This window comes from Cyclobacterium sp. 10D3-21 (assembly GCF_055809755.1).
This window is the reverse complement of record NZ_CM147924.1, coordinates 5,546,902-5,567,976: the sequence shown is the minus strand read 5'-3', so window position 1 is coordinate 5,567,976 and position 21,075 is coordinate 5,546,902. Positions and strand designations below refer to the sequence as shown.

The window sequence follows — 21,075 nt, the reverse complement described above, 5'->3', positions numbered from 1 at the left end:
TTGCTAATTTGGGAATTTAATATTGATTCGGTAAGATTGAAATAAGCCAACCAAATGCAAAATCAGGTTCGAACTCGTTAATCCTGCAATTACGAACTCCCCCTTTCTCAAAGGGGGACCAAGGGGGATTTTTGACGCAAACATTCTAAAACATCAACTTGAGATAGGAGGACTTTCCCGTAATAATACCTCCCGCCTGTCGGGACAAGCACTGCGCCCTTTGGCAAGAACCAAGGGGGATTTTGTGCTTTCTGGACTGAGAAGTTCGTAGCTGATTTTGAATTTTTTCAGCCAGTTTCAATGCCACTAAATCAGCATTAATTTCCAATTTCTGCAATTCCCCTTTGCCTCCTTTTGAAGGGGGATTTTGGTACGGTTAGATTTAGCGGATGCGGCCTACCTACTAATTGTCTCAGCCTTACGGAAATCAATAAAATGGACTACTCAAAATGACATAATCTGGCTTAATTTGAGAAAACATTTTTAATTATTACACCAAAGCCCTAATTTTCCTGCTTATAACAATAAATCATATACTTAATGGAAAAATATACGTCTATAATAGCAGGCTTGCTTTTGTTTCTCGGCCTTACAGGCTGTGGTCAAACGTCTGAAGAGCAAAGCACCTCTGACCGACCAAACATCGTATTTATCATGTCAGATGATCATGCCTACCAGGCCATTTCTGCCTATGACAATACGCTGCTCGAAACGCCTAATATCGATAGAATTGCGAAAATGGGGATGCTTTTCACCAATGCCTCAGTGACAAACTCCATTTGCGCCCCTTCCAGAGCCACGATTTTAACAGGAAAGCACAGCCATATCAATGGGAAGGTAGACAACCATTTTCCTTTTGATACCACCAATGTGACTTTCCCGCAGATTTTTCAGGAGGCCGGTTACCAGACGGCCATGTTTGGCAAGTTGCATTTTGGAAATAGCCCAAAAGGTTTTGATCAGTTCAAAATCCTACCCGGGCAGGGAAAATATTACAATCCGAATTTTATCACCAGGAATGAAGGTAATATTCGAGTTGAAGGCTATGTCACAGACATTATCACAGACATGACACTCAACTGGTTGGAGAATGAACGGAAAAAAGAAGATCCTTTCCTACTTTTCTACCTGCACAAAGCGCCTCACAGAGAATGGCTTCCTGCAGGCAGACATGTAGAAGAGTTTACCAATAGGTCTTTTCCGGAGCCTCCAACGCTGTTTGATGATTATTCAGGAAGAGGTCGTGCGGCCCATGAAGCTGAAATGAATTTGCTTACGGACATGCACTGGGGAGGAGATTCCAAAATTCCACCTGCAGTAATGGATGAATTGGGCATAGCACCCAATTCCAGCTGGGACAAAGCGGCCTTTGATGGAGAAGTTGGACGGATGAATCCTGAGCAGCGTGCTGTCTGGGATGCTTCTTACAATCCTATGATCGAAGATTTTAAAAAGGCCTATCCGAACATGACGGATACCGACAAGATGAAATGGAGGTACCAGCGTTACATGCAGGATTATCTGGGGACTATCAAAGCGGTGGATGAAAATGTAGGTAGAGTGTTGGATTATTTGGAAGCCAATGGCTTGATGGAAAACACCATTATCGTTTATACGTCTGATCAGGGTTTTTACCTTGGAGAGCATGGCTGGTTTGATAAACGCTTTGTATATGACGAATCTTTCAAAACACCATTGTTGGTAGCTTGGCCCGGAAAAGTAGCTCCAGGTTCTACAACCAATGAAATGGTTCAAAATCTGGATTTTGCCCAGACTTTTCTGGCAGCAGCAGGTATAGAAGCTCCTGCGGACATGCAGGGTGAAAGCCTCTTACCACTATTGACAGGAGAAGGAGAATGGACACGTGATGCAGTGTATTATCACTATTACGAATACCCTTCTGTACATATGGTGAAGCGTCACTATGCCATTGTCACCAAAGAATACAAACTGGTACATTACTATTTTGATGCGGATGAATGGGAGCTGATCGATAGAATCAATGATCCAATGGAACTGAAAAATGTCTATGATGATCCTGCCTACGCAGAAATTCAAGCAGAATTGCATGAGAAATTGGACGGCTTGAGAGAAAAATATGGTGACAACTCAGAGATCTCCCAAAAATACCTGGAGGAGTATTTGGATTTCCTTCAGAAAAACGATTCCTATGCAGGAGGAAAAAACACCGAGTTATTGGATAAAATATTTGACGGACGAGAGCTTTCAAATGAATAAAAACCAGGAACCAATTGGTTTCCATTTACAATGCTTTTATCCCTCCGCCACCGCGGAGGGATTTTTTTTTAATCTATTCTAGATATCAATTTGTTGTAACCGTTAATTCTAGCGTAACGAAATCCCCGTTCTCAAGGGGGATTTGTGGCAAAAGGGAATTAAAAGCGCAATTGATGTGGTTGAAATGGTCTGAAAAAATTCAAAATCAGGTACGCACTCGTGAGTCCTGAAAAAACAAAATCCCCCTTTCTCTTAAAGGGGGCAAGGGGGATTTTTGACGCAAACATTCTAAAATATCAGCTTGAACTAGCATAAATTCTCGTAAAAAAATCCGAAGGCCATCAGGCAGTCTTACAAAGTTAAGTGCTAATGCAGGTGACTACTTACAGCCGGGCCCCATAGAAAAATACGCCGTCAAGTTTTGAAGTTGTAGACAATTGTCTTATATTGAAGTACAAATGTCTGTGTTATGATTGCTCAAGAACAAAAAAAACATGCTGCCGATTTAATCGCTATAAATAAGGCGATTAAGGTTTATGTTAAGGAAATAGGGGATTCTTCTACATTCGAAATTCAATCCAAAGACTTTACCTATACTGACTTTTTTAAGAATAAGATGCTTATTATCAAAGCTATTAGGGAAGGATTTCCTTACAATTTATTCCGTGTAATCAAAGAAGTAACCCCTTTCTCGGAAGATGACTGGGCGGAATACTTAAACTTGTCAAAGAAAACTTTACAAAGGCATCAAAATGAAGCCAATTATGTATTTAAACCAATACATACAGAAAAAATAATAGAGTTGGCCGAAGTGACAAATTTTGGCAATGAAGTGTTTGATTCCCCTGAACAATTTTACCTATGGCTTAACACGCCTTCATATGCCTTAGGTAGTTTAAAACCTGCTGATTTATTGAAAGATTCTTATGGCAAAGAATTGGTAATGGCTGAATTGAATAGAATAGACCAAGGGATTTTTGCTTAATGATCGTTTATAGATTATCAAAGAAGAAATACTCAAATTCGTTAAGCGGAAAAGGAGCAGCTAAATCTGGAAACAGATGGAATTCAAAGGGTACAGAAATAATCTATTCAGCAGGAAGTAGGGCCTTGGCAATGGCTGAAGTGGTAGTACATTTGACTTTAGCGACATTACCCAGCGATTATGTAATGGTTGAGATTGATATTCCAGATGATGTCCAAATTAAAGTATTGGAACAAAAAGATATTCCTGAATACTGGAACAATCATCCACCAAATACAAGTACTCAGAAAATTGGAGATGAATTTATTGACGCAGTAGATTTTTGCGTTTTGAAGGTGCCTTCAGCCGTTGTAGCTGGAGATTTTAATTATTTAATAAACCCTTATCACAAGCATTTTAAGAAAATAACAATAGCTGCTGTTAGGGATTTTTTGTTTGACAAAAGGATATTTAAATAAATCAACCACATACCGCGGCTGTTTAAAAGCAATAAAAGGATGTTATTTTTGGTAATACTAACAAAAAGTAACTTGTTCTGCGAATACAGCTACTAAACCTAAAACCGTTCAGAGATAATCCTTTCGATAAAACCTTATTCTCCACAATATTTAGTAAATTTAATCCGCTAAATACAAGCAAACCAAACACTCAATTAACCAATTGTATGGGAATATTCAATGCATTAATAGGCAATGCTGGGGTCGTAGATAAAGAAACCCTACTAAAAGATTTCGGCAAAATTCTAATCGCCGAAGAACAAATTGAAACCGGCTTTAAACTGATTCGGGACACCTTTATTTTTACCAGCAAAAGATTGATCCTGGTAGACAAACAAGGTATTACCGGAAGAAAATCAGAGTACCTTTCCTTGCCCTACAAGAGCATTTCAAGATTTAGCATAGAGACAGCAGGTACCTTAGATTTGGATGCGGAACTAAAGATCTGGATTTCCAGCGACCACCAACCTGCCGTCAGTAAGAAATTCAATAAGTCTGTGGATGTATATGAAGTACAAAAACTGTTGGCAAGCTTTGTATTGGGCTAAGTCAATTGCTTTTGATTAAATAAGTGTCCTCCCTTTTCTTAGTTTATATATCCTTTTCCCAAAACACCGATCCTTTAAATCTAACCCATGAATAACCTTTTAAAACCCATTCTGTCCCTGTACCTACTGATTTTTTCCTTTTCTCTTTCGGCCCAGGATCGACCCAATATTGTATTGATCATGGCGGATGATTTAGGAGGCAGGGACTTGCCCGCCTATGGCAATCGATTCAATGAAACGCCCAATATAGACAAATTGGCCAGCCAGGGAATGTTGTATACCAATGCCTATGCGGCACCCGTTTGTTCGCCTACCCGGGCCAGTATACAAGCAGGCCAATACCCAGCAAGAGTGGGCATTTTCGACTTTATCCCCGGCCATTGGCGCCCCAATGAGGAAGTAACCGTTCCCCACCATCAGGTGCAACACCTTCCCAATAAGATTTCAACCATTGGCAATGCCATGCAGGCTGCAGGTTACAAAACCGGTTATTTTGGGAAATGGCACCTGGGAAACAACCCCGAACACCTGCCCAATAACAGGGGATATGATGAGGCGTATATGTATGCGGGTGGTGGTTTTTACCATCCAAAGTTTGTTCCCGAATACCAACCCAGAGAAAATGAACGACTGAGCCAAACCTTAACCCGTATGGGAGTTGACTTTATTAAGGAAAACAAAGCCGAGCCATTTTTCCTGTTTGTCTCTCATTACGATGTGCATGTACAGTTGGATGCAGACAGAGACCTGATCAATAAATACCTTAACAAACCCAAAGATCCGGACTATCCTAGCAATGCGGTGTATGCCGCCATGATTTCCCATATAGATGAAAGTGTTGGAGACATCATGGCCGCCATCGAAGAAAAGGGCTTGGCGGACAATACCGTATTTATCTTTTATTCAGACAATGGGGGAGTGGACAACCGATTTGACAACATCCCTTTATTGGGTGGAGATAGCAAGGATGTCTATCCTGAAGGACATCCCCTGCGTTATATCGCCACCTCCAACACCCCCTTTCGGGCAGGAAAAGGAACGCTATATGAAGGAGGAATTCGGGTGCCTTTGATTGTTCGCTGGCCAGAGAAGGTGAAAGCAGCCACTACTACGGAGGCCATTGTTTCCAGTGTTGACTTTTACCCTACCTTTTTGGAATTGGGCAAAGGAAAACGCCCACAAAACCAGGTGCTCGACGGACATTCCATGCTGGCATCCTTAACAGGCAAGGCAGTTGATCCGGAAAGGGAAGTGTTTACCCATTATCCGGTTTACCACCATGAGGTACCCATGTCAGCATTGAGAAAAGGAGATTGGAAAATAATTGAAAACCTGGTTTCTGGAGAATTTGACCTTTACAACCTGAAGTATGACACCAATGAAATGACAGACCTGAAATTCAGTTATGCTGATAAGCTGGCGGAAATGAAGCAAGCCTTAAAGAAATGGCAAGTAGCGACCAATGCCCAAAACCCCGTACCCAATCCTGATTTTGACCCGGCCAAAAGATACGAATGGGGTACCAATCCATTCAGGTAAGCGTAAGTAGCTTAGGCCTTTAATGGATGATTTTAGTTTAATACATTGGCAACAATTAAGCGAGCAGGAGTACCACTTAGTTCCTACTTTTGCCAGCCCTGGAAGGGCGAAATACATTAGCTAGGGGTGTGAGCCCTTGGTAAATCAATAGGGATGACCTGATTTTGGCGGTATTGTTGCCTTTTTTTCGCAACAATGCTCACAAAATCAAAACGATACTGCTATATTAGGTAGTGGGATAAACGTCTTTCGATTTTGGTTTGGGTTATTGTAATGAGTCAATATCGAGAAAGTAATGTTCACGATTTTATCAAGATTGTGAAGTCCATTTTACAGCACCCGAAGAAGCCTGAAGGGCTTCAATAATATTAACCCTGTGGTGTCAACCCACGGAAAACGGAATAAAACACCAATCGATTTTGGCGGTATTGTTGCCTTTTTTCCGCAACAATGCTGACAAAATCACAACGATACTGCTATATTAGGTAGTGGGATAAACGTCTTTCGATTTTGGTTTGGATTATTGTAATGAATCAATATCAAGAGAGTAATGTTCACGATTTTATCAAGATTGTGAAGTCCATTTTACAGCACCCGAAGAAGCCTGAAGGGCTTCAATAATATTAACCGTATGGTGTCAACCCACGGAAAACGGAATAAAACACCAATCGATTTTGGCGATATTGTTGCCTTTTTTTCTGCAACAATGCTGACAAAATCAAACCTAATCGAGGTTCAAACACAAATAAAAACACCACTATGCCTTTCACCCACCTACTATCTTACAAAGGATTCACAATACTCCTTGTCTTGCTAAGCCTTTTGGCCTGCGAAACCCCAAAAACCGATCCCTATCAGGACGTTTCCTTTTACAGTGATGCTTTCGCTACCGAGCGAAATTACAGGATTTACCTGCCGGGAGATTATGTAGATCAGCCGGGGAAAAAATACCCGGTAGTATATTATTTTCATGGCTATGGGGGCAGGTACAAATGGGATACTTACAATCTGGAAGACGATGTGCACTATCCGGAAAACGGCCGATTGGAACCTCCTTTTGTGATGGAATGGAAAAAATATGCCAGGGAAAATAACCTGATCATCGTCACCTGGGATGGCTATGAACCCAATCTTTCCCCAGGTAAAAAGGAGCGGGAAGGCATACCCTATGGCAATGCCCTGCCTTATGATTATGTACGTGCCCATGAAACCGAGCGGGAGCACTGGGGCTGGGATTTTAGCGCCCATTTCAGGGAGCTGGTAAAGCATGTAGACCAAAATTTCCGAAGCATTCCTGACCGCAGCAAAAGAGCCATCACAGGCCTGAGCATGGGCGGCTTGACCTCCTACTATGTGGCCGGACAAAACAAAGACCTGGTGGCCTCCGTCAGTGCTTTCGATCCTGCCGCTAACCTCCCTTACTATGGCCCTAAAGGCCGACAGGTGGTTTTCCCCGTCCTGGAAATGCACCGCTCCCTAAAGGGTTTGGACGTGCGCTTGACCAAGACCGATGGGGACTGGCTCAAGTACAACAACTGGCACATGACCCAGCTTTTTGGAAGTGCGGACCTTAGCCATTTTGAAACCCATACGGCAGATTATCCCGATCACTGGACAGCAGCTACCGAACAGCAACTTGATTTTCACCGCAATGAATTTGCCAAGACCCCCGCGCTGCCTGCAAAATGGAACCATGTCAATCCTGGTTTTGACAATTTCGAAGTGTTCGGAAATACTTTTAAGATCAAGCGAGAAATTCCGGCACTAAGCCTGATAGAAAATGCATCAGCGAATAAAATGAAGCTGCTGTCCCGAACATTTATTCCCGATGGACCCATCATCCAGGAAGAAACCATAGCTGTCAGTACGGCAGGAAGCTATGCGCCTGGGGAAGCCTATCTTCTGCGATCGTTCAATCTTTCTACGCATGCTTTTGAAGCAGACAGCCTTGTAGCGGCAGACAAAGAAGGAAAGCTGGACTTTGCATTGTCCGGTGGAGGCCATTGGCTGGGAATCAACAGGGAAGCTGAGCCAAAAGCCCAACTAGGGATGGTATTTCCCAACAACCAGGAGCATTTTTACTTTGAGGAGGGAAAAACAGAAAGCCTGAATTTCTCCTTGGTCAATATAGGAAATGCCCCCGCACAAGAAATAGAGATCATCCCGCTAAGCCAGCATCCGGATTTAAAAATAAGCCCTGAAAAAATCACCATCTCAGCGCTGGAAGCCAAAGCAGCGATCGATAGCGAGCAGGCCTTTCAATTTACCTTTGGGCGCTATTCCGATTCCAGCTTTGTGGCCGGAGTGGATTTTGTGATCAGGGCAGACCAGCAAGTGGCCGATACCCTTAGGATCATGGCTTTTGCTGCCCCCAAAGCCATCTACAGCCCCAAAGAAGACCTGATCCTTCTCGATGGAAGAACCGTGCTCGAGGTACCGATATACCAACAGGGGATGGATAGCATTGTTTTTGAGGCTTTGTCAGGCGGAGAAGGCAATGGCAATGGCATCTGGGAAGCGGGAGAAGAAGTACTGCTCTACCTGCGCCTGCCGCAGGGCCTGGCCCCCAAAGACACCAATACCTTTCACCCCACTTACCTGCTCAACCATCCAGCACAGCCTTATACAAGTGTAAACAGCATGCATTACCTGGAGCGACTCAATCAGGCCAGCTGCACAAGTGAAACCACCCCAATCACCCTTTCCCCGGACAGCCCCAAAAACCAGGAACTGGACCTCTGGCTAAGGGCAGAAAGCCTTTACAATGACAAAAATGACAGTACCTCCAATGCCACCATCTATGCCAATCAATTTCATTTTAGAAGGGTGAAGGTGGGGAGGTAATGATGATTCAAACTATGTTTTTCAAATTTATTGCTTATACCTAATGCAAAAAAAATACACAATGTAAAAATTTTATTTTTTAGATAGTAAAGGGTTAATTAAGTAATAGGGATTTTGTAACGAAGCATAAAGATTTTTTATAATTTTATTTCTGTTAATGATATCGGTTATTTTATAGTTGTTTTTTATACTGTTAATTGTAAGCTAATGGGTTAATTTGTTCAATAATTAACTGTATAAGTTGTTTTTTTTATTTTGATTTATTATTTTAATTCCTAATTAATATTTCAGCCTAATTTTTTTCAATTGTTTTATTGTTTGAGGAATATGGAAAGAGATAAAATAATTAATTTTTCTTTAAGGTTTTTGTTGATTTTTATTTGCTGTACAATAGTAAAATACAATACCTTTTCTCAGGATCAACATGTTACTTTTCCATCACCGAATGCTTATTCATTAGTAAAATATACTCCTTCTACGCTTAATCATTATACTGGCATTCCTGATATAGGAATTCCTTTGTATACTGTTGATTCAAAGGATCTTCACGCCAATTTTGATATGTCTTATTTTGCAGGAGGAATAAAAGTAAATGAATTTCCCAGTTGGGTAGGCTCCGGTTGGTCATTAAATGTTGGAGGTGTTATAACAAGAGCAATTGGAGGAGTGAATGATGATGAAACATCTATTGGCTTTTACTACACCGGACATTTGTTAAAAGACAATTGGCCTTATCCATCTGGTACTTATTTAGAAAATCAGCGGGTAGGATTGGTAGATGGAATGCCTGATATGTTTTATTATAATTTTAATGGGAAATCAGGAAAATTCTTTTTTGATAATGATGGAGGGATAAGAACACTGCCTTATACTAATATTAAAATTGAATTGATGGATAAAGGATCTATCTTCAAAAACTTCGGATCTGTTATGTTCCGTTTTAGTGGTTTTAAAAAGTGGAAAATTACAGATGAAAATGGGGTGATATATTATTTTGAAGAATTAGAATTATCAAAATCAGAATCGGCAACTTTTACAACAGATGGTGGTTCTGGGGATATAAAAGATATAGTCACAAGCTGGTACCTTACAAAAATTGTGTCTCCTAATTTAAAAAATGAGATTCTTTTTGAGTATGATTATTCAAACTTTGATACTTCAACATCCCTATTTGAATATCATTCCATAGCCATAGGTTATTTTACACATCATGGAAGTAATATTTTTCTTGGTAATGGGAGTTTGACAAATATGGGTGGCTTTCCTGAGAATAGAGGTCAAACGATAAGTAGAAATTACAGGCATAATTTAAAAAGAATACTATTTGAGAATGGGAGAGTTGAGTTTTTTACTTCAGTTCGAAATGATTTGCCCCACCCTGCCATGCAGCATTCATTTTCTTCTTTCAAATTAGATTCTATACTTCTAAAGAACAATCAAAATGAGATTAAAAGAAGATTTGCTCTTGAATATATTGACAATCCTAGTCAAAGGTTAACATTAAAAAAAATAATTACCGACAAAGATCAAGTTTATTCTTTTGAATATTACAACATGCACCTGCTTCCTGGGTATAGCAGTAGAGATACAGACCATTGGGGGTATTATAATGGGGCTAGAAATATTAGCACCGGTTTAATTCCAACTTTTTCATTTTCTTCACAAACTTTTCAAGACAAGACTTATCCTGGAATTAATAAAGATCCTGATATTGACAAAATGAAATATGGGGTTTTAAATAAAATAACTTGGCCCACAGGGGGGAGCAGGCAGTTTTTTTATGAACCCAATGATTATAGTTTTATTAACAATAATCCACTGTCAGAAAATGGATGGTCCGCTTGGAGTTATATTGATTCATCAATAGCGTCTTCAGTAACTTTAAATCCTTTAGCACAAGTTCAGCTTTGGTATGAATGCAGTACAGATGGGATAGCTTATGGCAACAATATTGAACCTTGTCTCTCGGTGCTTACTCCTTGGAACTTTAATTTTACAGGAACCTTTGATCTAACCAAATATATTCCTCAATATACCGGTGATATAGATGTTAGAGTCAAGTTAAAATATAGGTTATTAGAAAAAGGTTCAATAACTAAAAAAATTGGAGGTGGAATACGTGTTGCTGAAATTCACGAAATTGACCAATTTAATCTACCCATCGTAAAGAAATTTGAATACACGCAAGAAGGTAATAATGAGCTTTCATCAGGTGTTGCCGGAAGTGATTTTAAATACCATGCTCCGTTTAAATCAGGGATTCAAAATTCTGGTATTTTTTCTACAGGAGTTAAAGTCTTTTCTCACTCTGCTTTTCCCATATCCATGACACAAAGTCGACCGGTAGGTTATCAAAGGGTTGTTGAAAAGCTCGATGGTAAAGGTGAAACAATTTACAAATTTTCTTCTTTTTATGATTATCCGGATAAAATTGGTTTACAAAATAATCCCTACGAGATGCCTCTTGTGATTAAAAAGAGTTATGATTATAAAAGAGGTAAATTAATATCAAAGACTCATGAAGATGATCTTGGAAATATGGTTGAAAGTAAAAGGGTACTGGGCTATAAAACCCTAAGCGCAGGATCACCAGTAAAAGTGTGGCAATCTTTCCCTTTTATAAAATTTATCTTACAATTTCATAATGATGGGGGATTGCCTCCATTCCTGCCTGTAACGCTAAGAGAAACAACAGCATTTTCTATAGAATCTGAGTCTTTCAAACCGGCCTATGAGATGGATAAATTATATTCGGGTGAAGCTGAATTAGCGGTTGAACAGTCTTTTCAATACAATGCATTTCATCAACTTCAAAGACGAACGGTAATGAAATCAAATTGGGGGTTTGAAAGTGAAGAGTATAAGTACCCTTTGGAATATGAAAAACCCTCCCAAGAGATTAATGCATTGTTAAGCAAAAATATGATTGGTGATCCAATAGAATCAATTAAATCTGTGAAAAATGGGGTAATTAGTGGGCAGGCAAGAAAATGGAAAATTAAATCAGAAGAGGTTTTATTGGATGAAATTCTACATCTAGAAACAAATGCTCCAATAAAAAATTTCCCCCACTCAGTGGACGGAATTTCATTTCATGAGTCTTTTGTAAAAAAGACCAAACTAGGCTACGATCATGCATTTAATATTAACCAGGTAGAAGAGTTAGGTCAAAATAATAGGGCAATTCTATGGGATTCTACTGATAAATTACCGGTATGTGAGGTGCTTAACTCCCGTCCTGATCAAATTTCTTACACATCATTTGAAACGCAAGAGAAAGGAGGGTGGACCTATATGGGTAATTCCGTTACTTCTATAGGCTCCAGAACAGGTGGTAGGTATTATGATTTGGGAACAGGAAGTATCTCAAAATCGGGAATAGAGGCTAGTGCAAGTGAAAAATTCTTGCTTACATTTTGGGTTAAAAGGGCCAATGGTTCAGCAAATTGGGATTTTTTGGGGCAGACAGAGAAATTAGACCAAGAATGGAAGTTAATCCAAAGGATAGTTACGGAAAATAGAATTACCATTGAAGGAATCGGTTTGCATTTGGATGAATTACGGTTACATCCAATAGATGCCGGAATGACGACTTATACATACGATCCTTTGGTTGGAGTGACATCCAAAACAGATGCTAGAAATTATACCATGTATTATGAATACGACTACATGGGGCGGTTGAAAGCAATTAGAGATGATAATGGGCAGTTAAAGGAACTTTACGAGTACAACTATCAAACAAGTGGTTTAAACCCTTAAAGTGAGGAGCGATGGAAAAATTATTCTTATTTATTCTAGTAGTTTTTCATATCGCGGTAAGTCCTGTAGCTGCCCAAAAGATAGAAACAATTGATGCCCAAAACCTAATTGGATATTGGCAAACGGATTCAGTAAATCAGCTGTCAGCAATAAATTACGGTATATCGGCAAAAGGTTCAATGACCAAAACGGCTGAATCTGAAGCAATGAAACAAGCCATTAAGTCCAGGTCATTTATTTTTTCAGAGGACGGAATCTTTACAGCCCAATGGGTATTGGGTAAAAGACAGATTATCGTTAACGGTAAATGGGAAATTGAAGGTACATCGCAGTTAGCTATTGAGATCAATGGAATAAAGACCAGTTATTCCGTTCTAGTTAACGGAAAAGATGGGATTTTATTGATACCAATGAAGGCGCGTCGTGGACAAATCCATGAGTTGTATTTTACTAAGAAGGATGCAAAATGAAGCCTTACCTCTTTTCACTTTTTATCTGTGTTTATGGGCAATATTTGTTTGGCCAAGAGGTTACTCAGGTTCAGATAATAGGCCCTACTACTGTTAGTATAGGAGAAACAGCCTTATTTGAAGTTAATTTTTGGAATGGGACTACTATGGTATACCCAAACAACGGGATTGGAAGTATGTGGTCTGTTCCCCAGGCAACGATCAACTATGAGACCTATAATTCCATAAGCCTGACTTTTAACTCAGCCGGTTCTTTTAACTTGACCTATCAATTCATGACCTTTGATGGGAACTTCAATGACAACCTAGAAATACGAGTACCAAGCTTAAATCCCTGTAAGGAAATAGAGGCTTCAGCAGTAAATGTCTCACGCTTTGAGAGTGGCTCAGTAGAGCTCACAGCATTTCCTGCTCCTGCAGGTTTTGAATACCGTTGGTTTGATTCCAACCAAAGCACTCAACTTGGAACATCCCAAAGTTTCACCACACCTATTATCTCCGCAACGACTACTTACTACTTGGCATATGTTTATACCTCTTCCGGCTGTATGACACCTAAAGTGCCGGTAAAGGCGATAGTTGCAAATCATAATTATGTGAAGAAATTTACAGCGAAAAATGCCGGGTTGGATGAAATGACTATTGTTTCGGCCAACTCAAGCCAATCTCAGAAGCAATTCGTTTATCATGATGGACTGGGTCGTACAATGCAGACTGTTGGAAAAGAAAGCACGGTTTCAGGCAAGGATTTGATTGTAACTATAGCGTATGATGAATATGGTATACAGACAAAGGAAATGCTACCATTCTCTATTGCCAACGACCGAAAACCCGGAGATTTTCGCCTTTCCGCTATTAATGAACAGGAGGCATATTATACCTCATTATATGGAAAAAATCCCTCAGCCTATGTGGAAAAAGATTTTGAAGCCTCCCCATTAAACAGAGTTAATAAACAAGCAGCACAAGGTAATGCCTGGCAAATGGGGTCCGGTAAAGAGTTGAAATTTTTCAGAAGACCCAATACTGCCGAAGACGCTGTTCGAATCTTTACTGTAAATCAGAGTGGGCTTCCCGAAAGTAATTCAGCGTTTCGTGCCAATGATCTGTGGGTAGAGATCACTGTAGATGAAGACGACAATAGTACCCTCTCCTACACGGATAAATTAGATAGAGTAGTGTTAAAAAAAGTACAGGATACCGCTGCACCAACAGAGGATGGACATAAAGGTTGGCTTTGCACCTATTACGTGTATGATGACTTTTCACGATTAAGAGTGGTAATCCCTCCCCGAGCCACCCAAATCCTTGGTGATGCTAGCTGGAGTAGTGATGTTAGTAGCAATACAAGCTTGGCTAAGGAACAATATTTTCGTTATACCTATGATGAAAGGGGGAGAATGGTGGAAAAATATATACCCGGAAAAGGATTGGAATCCATGGTATATGACAATCAAGACCGGTTGGTAGGTATTCAGGATGCAAATATGGCGAATGAAAGCCCAAAACAGTGGCTCTTTACAAAGTATGATGGACTTGGAAGACTAGTTATGACTGGAATGACCAGCTCCAGTGATGACCGAGTTAGTATTCAAAATAGCCTAAATGAGATGGCTTCAAATGAAGCATCAGTAAATGGCAATACCGCCAATATAAAAACAGGTTCTAGGATTACTTCCAAAAAATATAATGGGTATCAGGAATATGTAGCTACTAATTCCATACATCTGCAAGCTGGATTTAACATGAAGGCGACTGATAACCAAAGTTTCACCGCAAGGATTGGAACAGAAAGTTCTGGCACGGTGGGGGCTTGGCCGACAGATGATAGCAATATTTTGACAGTTAACTATTACGATTCCTATGAATTCCTTAGCGAATTCCCCTATGTAAACCCTGGTTCACCATTTACTTCCCATCCAACTACTCGAATTCATGGTTTGCAAACGGGGAAAAAAGTGAAAAACCTGAAAACAGGAGAATTTTATACCACCGCTATATATTACAATGAAGAAGCCCGTGTGATCCAAACAATCTCACAAAATCAGCTTGGAGGCACAGTTGTGAATTCCACTGCCTATAATTTTTCGGGTCAACCTACTCATACATTGGTTTCTAACACTAAATCTGAAATCCCCGATATTCTCCGAACTTTTACCTACAATGTCACCGGTCAAATTGCGTCGATAACGCATAAAATTGACTCCGATCCTGCTGTTACCTTGGCTTCAAATTCTTATAATGACCTCGGGCAGCTTGTTTCTAAATCATTTTCAGGCCAACCAGCTATTAGTCAAACCTATGACTATAATATAAGAGGATGGCTAAATAGACAGGGTAGCAATGAAATGGGGATATTCAAACAAAAACTTCATTACAATACAGGTAGCGAGGAGAGTTATTATAATGGCAATATAGCTGGCATCGAATGGATTGGACAGGACGGGAAACCCCGAAGCTACGCTTACCAATATGACAATGCCAACCGTCTTTTAGCTGCGAGGTTTAAAGCAATAGGGGAAACCAATAGGTATTCACTTGAAGGAATCCGATATGATGCCAATGGTAATATTCTTAAGATGGATAGGTATAACCAAAAATCAAAGGATAACTATGGGAAGGTAGATATTTTGACTTACGGCTATGAAACAAACGAAGATTTTGGAGGAATTTATTCCAATAAACTGCTAAAGGTAAGCGATGGAATGCTATCCAATTCCTATACAGCAAAAGATTTTAAACCCAATACAGAAAATTCAGAAGATTACAGCTATGATGCAAATGGTAACCAAACCACCAATCCCGACAAGAGGATTTCCAAGATCAGTTACAACCACCTGAATTTGCCCGAAGAGATCACTTTCTCTGCTGGCGGAAAGATAAACTTTGCCTATGATGCAGAAGGGAACAAACTCAGTCAGACGGTAAAGGAAGGAAATGGAAAACCCTCCCAAATCCGAGACTATATTGGAGAGTTGGTGTTTCTAAACGGAAACTTGGACTACATGCTTCATGAAGAAGGAAGGGTAGCTTATGAATCCGGTGTATATCAATATGAGTATTTTGTAAAAGATCATCTAGGCAACGTACGCCAGGTGCTTAGACAGCCTAAAACCGAGACAAAGTTGGCCACTATGGAAAGTCAACATGTCGTTAAAGAGCAAGAAAATTTCTCGGGGCTAAGTGCTTCCAGGCAAACTGATGTGGAACAGAATGTAACCCCAGGAGGAGATAAAGTGGCTTGGTTAAATGCAGAAAGAGGTAGAATATTGGGTCCTTCAAATACTCAAAATGTTTTTGCCGGAGACAACCTTCATTTGCGAGTCTTTGGCAAGTACCAGGAAGACAAAATACAAAATACCAATGCAGCGGGCTTTCTTAGCAGTGGAGGGAAAAATAAAATCCTTAATGATCTTAGTGAGTTGTCTAAAAGTATCCAGCAAGCAGGAACAACCAACCCCATAACATTATTAAATATGATCGGGATAGTGGCAGCAGACCTACAGCAAAAGGAAAGTCCGGAAGCTTACCTGCTCTATGCACTTTACGACAGCGACAATAGCCGCTATGAAGTAGGGAAACAGCCCTTGAGTAGAAAAGCCGCCAATCAGCATGAGATTTTAGAAGAAAAATTGTATATTTCACAAGAGGGTTACATGGAAACCGTCCTGGTCAATGAAACTGCTGAAGACGTTTGGTTTGATGATTTTAGTGTCTCAAGAACCCCATCCTTAGTGATTCAAGAAACGCATTATGATCCTTGGGGGCTTGAGCTGACTGGGCTGGGGTATCAGTATGCGGGCTTCAAGGCAAACAAGTACTTGTACAATGGTAAAGAACTGATAGAAGAAAACGATCTTCAGTATTATGATTATGGGGCGAGGATGTATGATCCGGTGTTAGGAAGGTGGGGAGTTGTCGATCCGTTGGCGGATAAGATGACAAGACATTCTCCTTACAACTATGCGTTCGATAACCCTATAAGGTTTATTGATCCTGATGGGATGATGCCATGTGAAAATTGTGACCCAACTAAGTATTTTAAGAGAGAAGTAGAAAGTGAATTCGCTTTTGTAAGAGATGGGATTGAAAATAGTTTTAAAGCTTTTGACAAAACCATAAAAAATATTGAAAGATCCTTAACTGATTTATTAGTATCAGTAGACAATAAACTTAGCAACGGTGGATCAGGAAATACCCATTCCTCAAATCTATATAGTGGCGATGATTCAAAGGTTCGAAAAGGAAAGGTTGAGAATGATATAAATGTTGATTCTTTTATTCTTCCTTATTTGAGAGTTGACCCTTCTAAGAATGCGAACGAGGATTTTGTACAGGGAGTTGAAATTGGGGTAGCAGTGTTTGACTTTGGGAATAAAGAATCAAATGAAAATCCGGAAATAGATTCAATTTTTATAAGTGGTTCCGGCAGAAACCATTCGGACGGGACGGTCACGGTTGATGTACTTGTAAATGGAGATTCAGTAAAGTATAGAACAAAAAATGTTCAAGATTCTAAAAGATTAAGAGATGATCCTAATAAAAAATGGACAAAACGAAAATAATTATACCCGATTGTTGCCAATTATTTTCATTGTAAGTTTAGCCTTGTCTTGTGAAAGCCGTGAAAGGCTGTTAATTACGAGCGAAAAACCTTACCAAGTTTTGTTAAATAATTCCATATATACAGAGTTTCAATGGTATGAGAATGGAGTCGTCAAATCAATAATTTCAAAAAATAAAATGGGTGTAAAGGATGGGGTGCAACTTAGGTATTACCAAAATGGGCTTTTAAAGGAGAAATATTATTGTAATAATGGAAAGATTTCAGGCGAATTTTGGAAATATAATGTCTCCGGGGGAAGGTTTATTATTCCAATTATGATGAAGGTATTCAAACAGGAAATACGTATGAATTTCATACTGACCAATCTTTAAAAGCTCATTTTTTATTTGAAGAGGGGAATGCCATTTATTTAGGCTATTATGAAAATGGGGAAAAGCAATTAAACTCTCCAATACCTGTTTTTCAAGAAGAAAGAATTATGTATGATAGTGTTTACGAAGCTAAAATTACCTTCCCGTTTCCTTTTAAAGGAAATATAGAAATTTATTTTCAGGATAGTCTTAATTTTAAAAAGGCATATACGGATAAATATAACCTTAGTTTAACAATAACTAACTTTAAAAAGAGTTGGGAGGGGTTTGATATGTTGCTGGAGTATGATCCGGTTGTAGGAGATAGTTTAATGTGGACAGAGCAAGTGTATAATCATACAATTAAAATAAAGGAATAAGTCTGACTTTTATTGTCAATTGATCATGTTTAATTTTTCTCTATTGTCTACCATTACCCAGGATTAAATTATATTAATTATTGAATAAGGCGTTTGTTAAATGATAAAAATAGGGCTATATTTCCTTTAAACACTGATTTTATGGAAAAAAGATATAAGAGTCTATCAATATTTGAATTTCAGAAGCGGTTCCCTGATGACAGGTCATGTTATGGATATTTGGCAGATATGAAGTGGAAGGATGGATATGTTTGTAAAAAGTGTAACCATAACCACTATTGCAAGGGGATTAATGAGTTTGATAGGCAATGTACAAAATGTGGCCGGCTAGAGTCTCCAAAGGCTGGTACCCTTTTTCATAAATGTAAGTTCTCACTTCTTAAAGCATTCTATATCGTTTATTATGTTTCTACAGACAAGAATGGTGTCAATAGCGGTGAATTAAGCCGTAGGCTTGAGCTTAGGCAAAAGACCTGCTGGTTCTTTAAGCAGAAAGTGATGAAGGCGATGGAAAGCAGCCAGAACTTCCCGATGATGGGGAAAGTAGAAGTAGACGAATCATACGTAGGCGGTCAGGACGACAAAGCATTGGGAAGAAACGAGGGGAAAAAGAAAATCATGGTGGTGGGCATAGAAAGGGGATTAGGCGGTGTTTCTCGTTGGTACGGAAAAGTTATAGAAACCGCCTCAAAGGTCAATCTTGGAGGATTTATGAAAGATTACATCGATAAGGACGCCGAAGTTAAGACTGACTGCTGGAGTGGCTACAAGGGTATGGAGGAACATTTCCCGAAACTTGTACGTGAAAAATCTGGAAAAAAAGGCGAAAATTTTAAACAGATGCATCGGGTGATAATGATGTTCAAGGCCTGGCTGAGGGGAACTCATCATTCTGTTAGGAACCTTCAACCTTATATCAATGAGTATACCTACAGATACAATAGGCACAAAATGAAAGAAGGGATTTTTGAAAACCTAATGCAAAGGATGGTGGCAAAGCCACCTTATCCATACAAATCCTTTATTTGATAAGTGCCTTATTCAATTATTTTTAATGATGAAATGAAAGTAAGACAGATTATCACTCCCTAAGTTTTAGGTTTAAAAGAAATCAGAAGCCCCTTAGTTAGGGCTTTTTTCATTTACGATGAGTATGCCTTGCGTGTTTTAGCATCTCGTAGGATAGCATCCAGACTAAACAGTACGCACCTTCTTTCTTCTTCATCCAGATGATTGACATCTTTTCGTCTCTGTAGCATGGTAGGATCTTTAAAAGTATCCCCTTCCTCAACTTCACCAAGCAAATAGCCTACGATAGTATCCAGTAAAGAAGCCATTTTTTTAGCGACCCTCTCTGGGTGCAGTATTTACTACACCCTTTTATTCCTAACCTCCTTGAAAATAGTAATCCTATTTAAGCCATTTACAATGCCATACTAAAACACTTCTTAATAAATGAAAGTTTAAAATTCTGAGCACTGTAAGCCTAAGGCTCCAAAGTAGCATCCAATCTGGTTCAAGCTTTGTGGTTTAAATGGTCAGTATTCATTTGTAATTCCTGTGGCGATAAACTATTTTTATTTGTGGGAGAGGTTTATTAATCATTGGCCTTAGAATAGAAGCTGAATCTGAGGGAGAACCAAGTGAAAAAATTGACGCCAATTATCAAGAAGCAGATCTCAGTAATCATGAAATCACCAAAGATATGGCAGGCAGGGTCTTAGGATTAGCAGCCTAAGCAATAAGAGACAAAGTGAAATTATCTATTACCTTCCCTATGAACAGTGAACGACAAGGTTTTTTCAAAAAATATGGATTGAATACTGATCTAAAAAGCAAGGAACTATTGAAATCAGTTGGGACATGGTCTCATAAAACATTACTACATGGTGTATCTAAAGAGCAAAACGTCCTGAAGGAAAAATTCAAGAAATAATTGGCAAAATTCCTCAAGACGGTGGACACGAATAGAAGGATACCTTTGAAAGTCAAACACCTTATTGTAAAAACACATACAATATGTTTAGAGGTGTAAATAAGAGTATGAAGCTTTGCGTATTCGATGATTTTATCTTGCGTAAAATAATAGTTCATGGCTATAACTAATCAAATTTTCCTATTTGTCATAATCCTTGTTTGTGGTTGTGTTTCAGAAAACAATGAAGAGAATACGGAGGTAAGGGTGTATAAAGTTGATGAATTAATTTCAGTTCATATTAGATATGATAACCTAGTTATGGATCCAACTCAAATGTATGGGGTGGCAAAAATGATATATGAAATTGATTCTATATTAGCGATAAATGATCAACAAATAGTATCTATGGATGGATATACGGTATCAATTAATGGATATGACAAATGGCGTAAAGCTAGGCTTGCCAAATATATTGTCCAAATACCTGTTAAGTATGGTGAGATAACATTGTACGGAATTTATGTTGAAGATATTGGTTCAGTTTATTTTCGATGGTTAGATGGTAGCAAATCATTTGTACTTGAAGAGAAACTAATTTTAGGGCAAAAATACCGTTATGAGGAACTAATAAATTATTTAAATACCACTATTTTGCTAATACCTCCTAACCCCAGTGATACTATCCAAGAGAACTTGGAAATTGAGGGAGATATAGAGATCGATACTTCGATGGTGAAATAATAAGTGCCCTTTTACATTGGAAAGGTGCTGATAGAAGATAACGCTCTTCAGTTTTATGATTATTGGGCGAGGATGTATAGCCTGTCCCGTATATCGGGAATTTAATGCTGAGAAGGTGGGGAGTTGTGGACCCCTTGGCAGAGATTTATCAAGCCTTCAGTCCATATAACTACACATTGAATAATCCTATTAAGTTTGTTGATCCTAATGGAACGCGGGTTGAAGATGCTGATAGT

Annotated in this window: 14 protein-coding genes; 13 read left to right on the top strand and 1 reads right to left on the bottom strand. The window is 39.1% G+C overall.

Annotated elements, in window-relative coordinates; genetic code table 11:
* The first annotated feature begins 540 nt into the window (after positions 1-540).
* The 12 genes from AC0L7T_RS21500 to AC0L7T_RS21445 all read left to right on the top strand — a co-directional run bounded on the left by AC0L7T_RS21500 (position 541) and on the right by AC0L7T_RS21445 (position 19,209).
* Positions 541-2,238 carry a sulfatase family protein gene (locus tag AC0L7T_RS21500; protein WP_473338310.1) on the top strand — a complete coding sequence of 566 codons (1,698 nt, stop codon included), beginning with the start codon at positions 541-543 and terminating at the stop codon, positions 2,236-2,238.
* 469 nt (positions 2,239-2,707) lie between these two features.
* Positions 2,708-3,223 (top strand): type II RES/Xre toxin-antitoxin system antitoxin, encoded by a 516-nt coding sequence (gene parS, locus AC0L7T_RS21495; RefSeq protein ID WP_473338308.1) that lies wholly within the window; start codon positions 2,708-2,710, stop codon positions 3,221-3,223.
* Positions 3,223-3,681 carry an RES family NAD+ phosphorylase gene (locus AC0L7T_RS21490; RefSeq protein WP_473338307.1) on the top strand — a complete coding sequence of 153 codons (459 nt, stop codon included), beginning with the start codon at positions 3,223-3,225 and terminating at the stop codon, positions 3,679-3,681. Before parS ends, AC0L7T_RS21490 begins: the two co-directional genes overlap by 1 nt.
* A 206-nt stretch (positions 3,682-3,887) precedes the next feature.
* Positions 3,888-4,268 (top strand): PH domain-containing protein, encoded by a 381-nt coding sequence (locus AC0L7T_RS21485; RefSeq protein ID WP_473338305.1) that lies wholly within the window; start codon positions 3,888-3,890, stop codon positions 4,266-4,268.
* Between the two features lie 87 nt (positions 4,269-4,355).
* A complete protein-coding gene (locus AC0L7T_RS21480) occupies positions 4,356-5,807 on the top strand; it encodes a sulfatase (protein ID WP_473338303.1) in 1,452 nt (483 codons plus the stop codon).
* A 759-nt stretch (positions 5,808-6,566) separates the two neighbouring features.
* Entirely contained in the window at positions 6,567-8,651 is a 2,085-nt protein-coding gene (locus AC0L7T_RS21475) for an alpha/beta hydrolase-fold protein (protein ID WP_473338302.1), read from the top strand.
* A 327-nt stretch (positions 8,652-8,978) separates the two neighbouring features.
* Positions 8,979-12,413 (top strand): hypothetical protein, encoded by a 3,435-nt coding sequence (locus AC0L7T_RS21470; RefSeq protein WP_473338301.1) that lies wholly within the window; start codon positions 8,979-8,981, stop codon positions 12,411-12,413.
* Positions 12,414-12,424: 11 nt separating this feature from the next.
* Positions 12,425-12,883, top strand: coding sequence for a hypothetical protein (locus AC0L7T_RS21465; RefSeq protein WP_473338299.1), 459 nt, complete (start codon positions 12,425-12,427; stop codon positions 12,881-12,883).
* Positions 12,880-17,448, top strand: coding sequence for a DUF6443 domain-containing protein (locus AC0L7T_RS21460; protein ID WP_473338298.1), 4,569 nt, complete (start codon positions 12,880-12,882; stop codon positions 17,446-17,448). The genes AC0L7T_RS21465 and AC0L7T_RS21460 overlap by 4 nt, the downstream gene beginning before the upstream one ends.
* Positions 17,414-17,821 (top strand): hypothetical protein, encoded by a 408-nt coding sequence (locus tag AC0L7T_RS21455; RefSeq protein ID WP_473338296.1) that lies wholly within the window; start codon positions 17,414-17,416, stop codon positions 17,819-17,821. Before AC0L7T_RS21460 ends, AC0L7T_RS21455 begins: the two co-directional genes overlap by 35 nt.
* 107 nt (positions 17,822-17,928) lie before the next feature.
* Positions 17,929-18,180: a hypothetical protein gene (locus AC0L7T_RS21450; protein WP_473338294.1), complete on the top strand. Its 252-nt coding sequence runs from the start codon at positions 17,929-17,931 to the stop codon at positions 18,178-18,180.
* A 141-nt stretch (positions 18,181-18,321) separates the two neighbouring features.
* Positions 18,322-19,209 (top strand): IS1595 family transposase, encoded by an 888-nt coding sequence (locus AC0L7T_RS21445; protein ID WP_473338292.1) that lies wholly within the window; start codon positions 18,322-18,324, stop codon positions 19,207-19,209.
* A gap of 113 nt (positions 19,210-19,322) precedes the next feature.
* Here AC0L7T_RS21445 and AC0L7T_RS21440 read toward each other — a convergent pair whose 3' ends face one another.
* A complete protein-coding gene (locus tag AC0L7T_RS21440; protein ID WP_473338290.1) occupies positions 19,323-19,517 on the bottom strand; it encodes a hypothetical protein in 195 nt (64 codons plus the stop codon).
* Positions 19,518-20,272: 755 nt separating this feature from the next.
* Between AC0L7T_RS21440 and AC0L7T_RS21435 the strand changes: the two genes are divergently transcribed.
* Positions 20,273-20,839 carry a hypothetical protein gene (locus AC0L7T_RS21435; protein ID WP_473338288.1) on the top strand — a complete coding sequence of 189 codons (567 nt, stop codon included), beginning with the start codon at positions 20,273-20,275 and terminating at the stop codon, positions 20,837-20,839.
* Positions 20,840-21,075 lie beyond the last annotated feature (236 nt).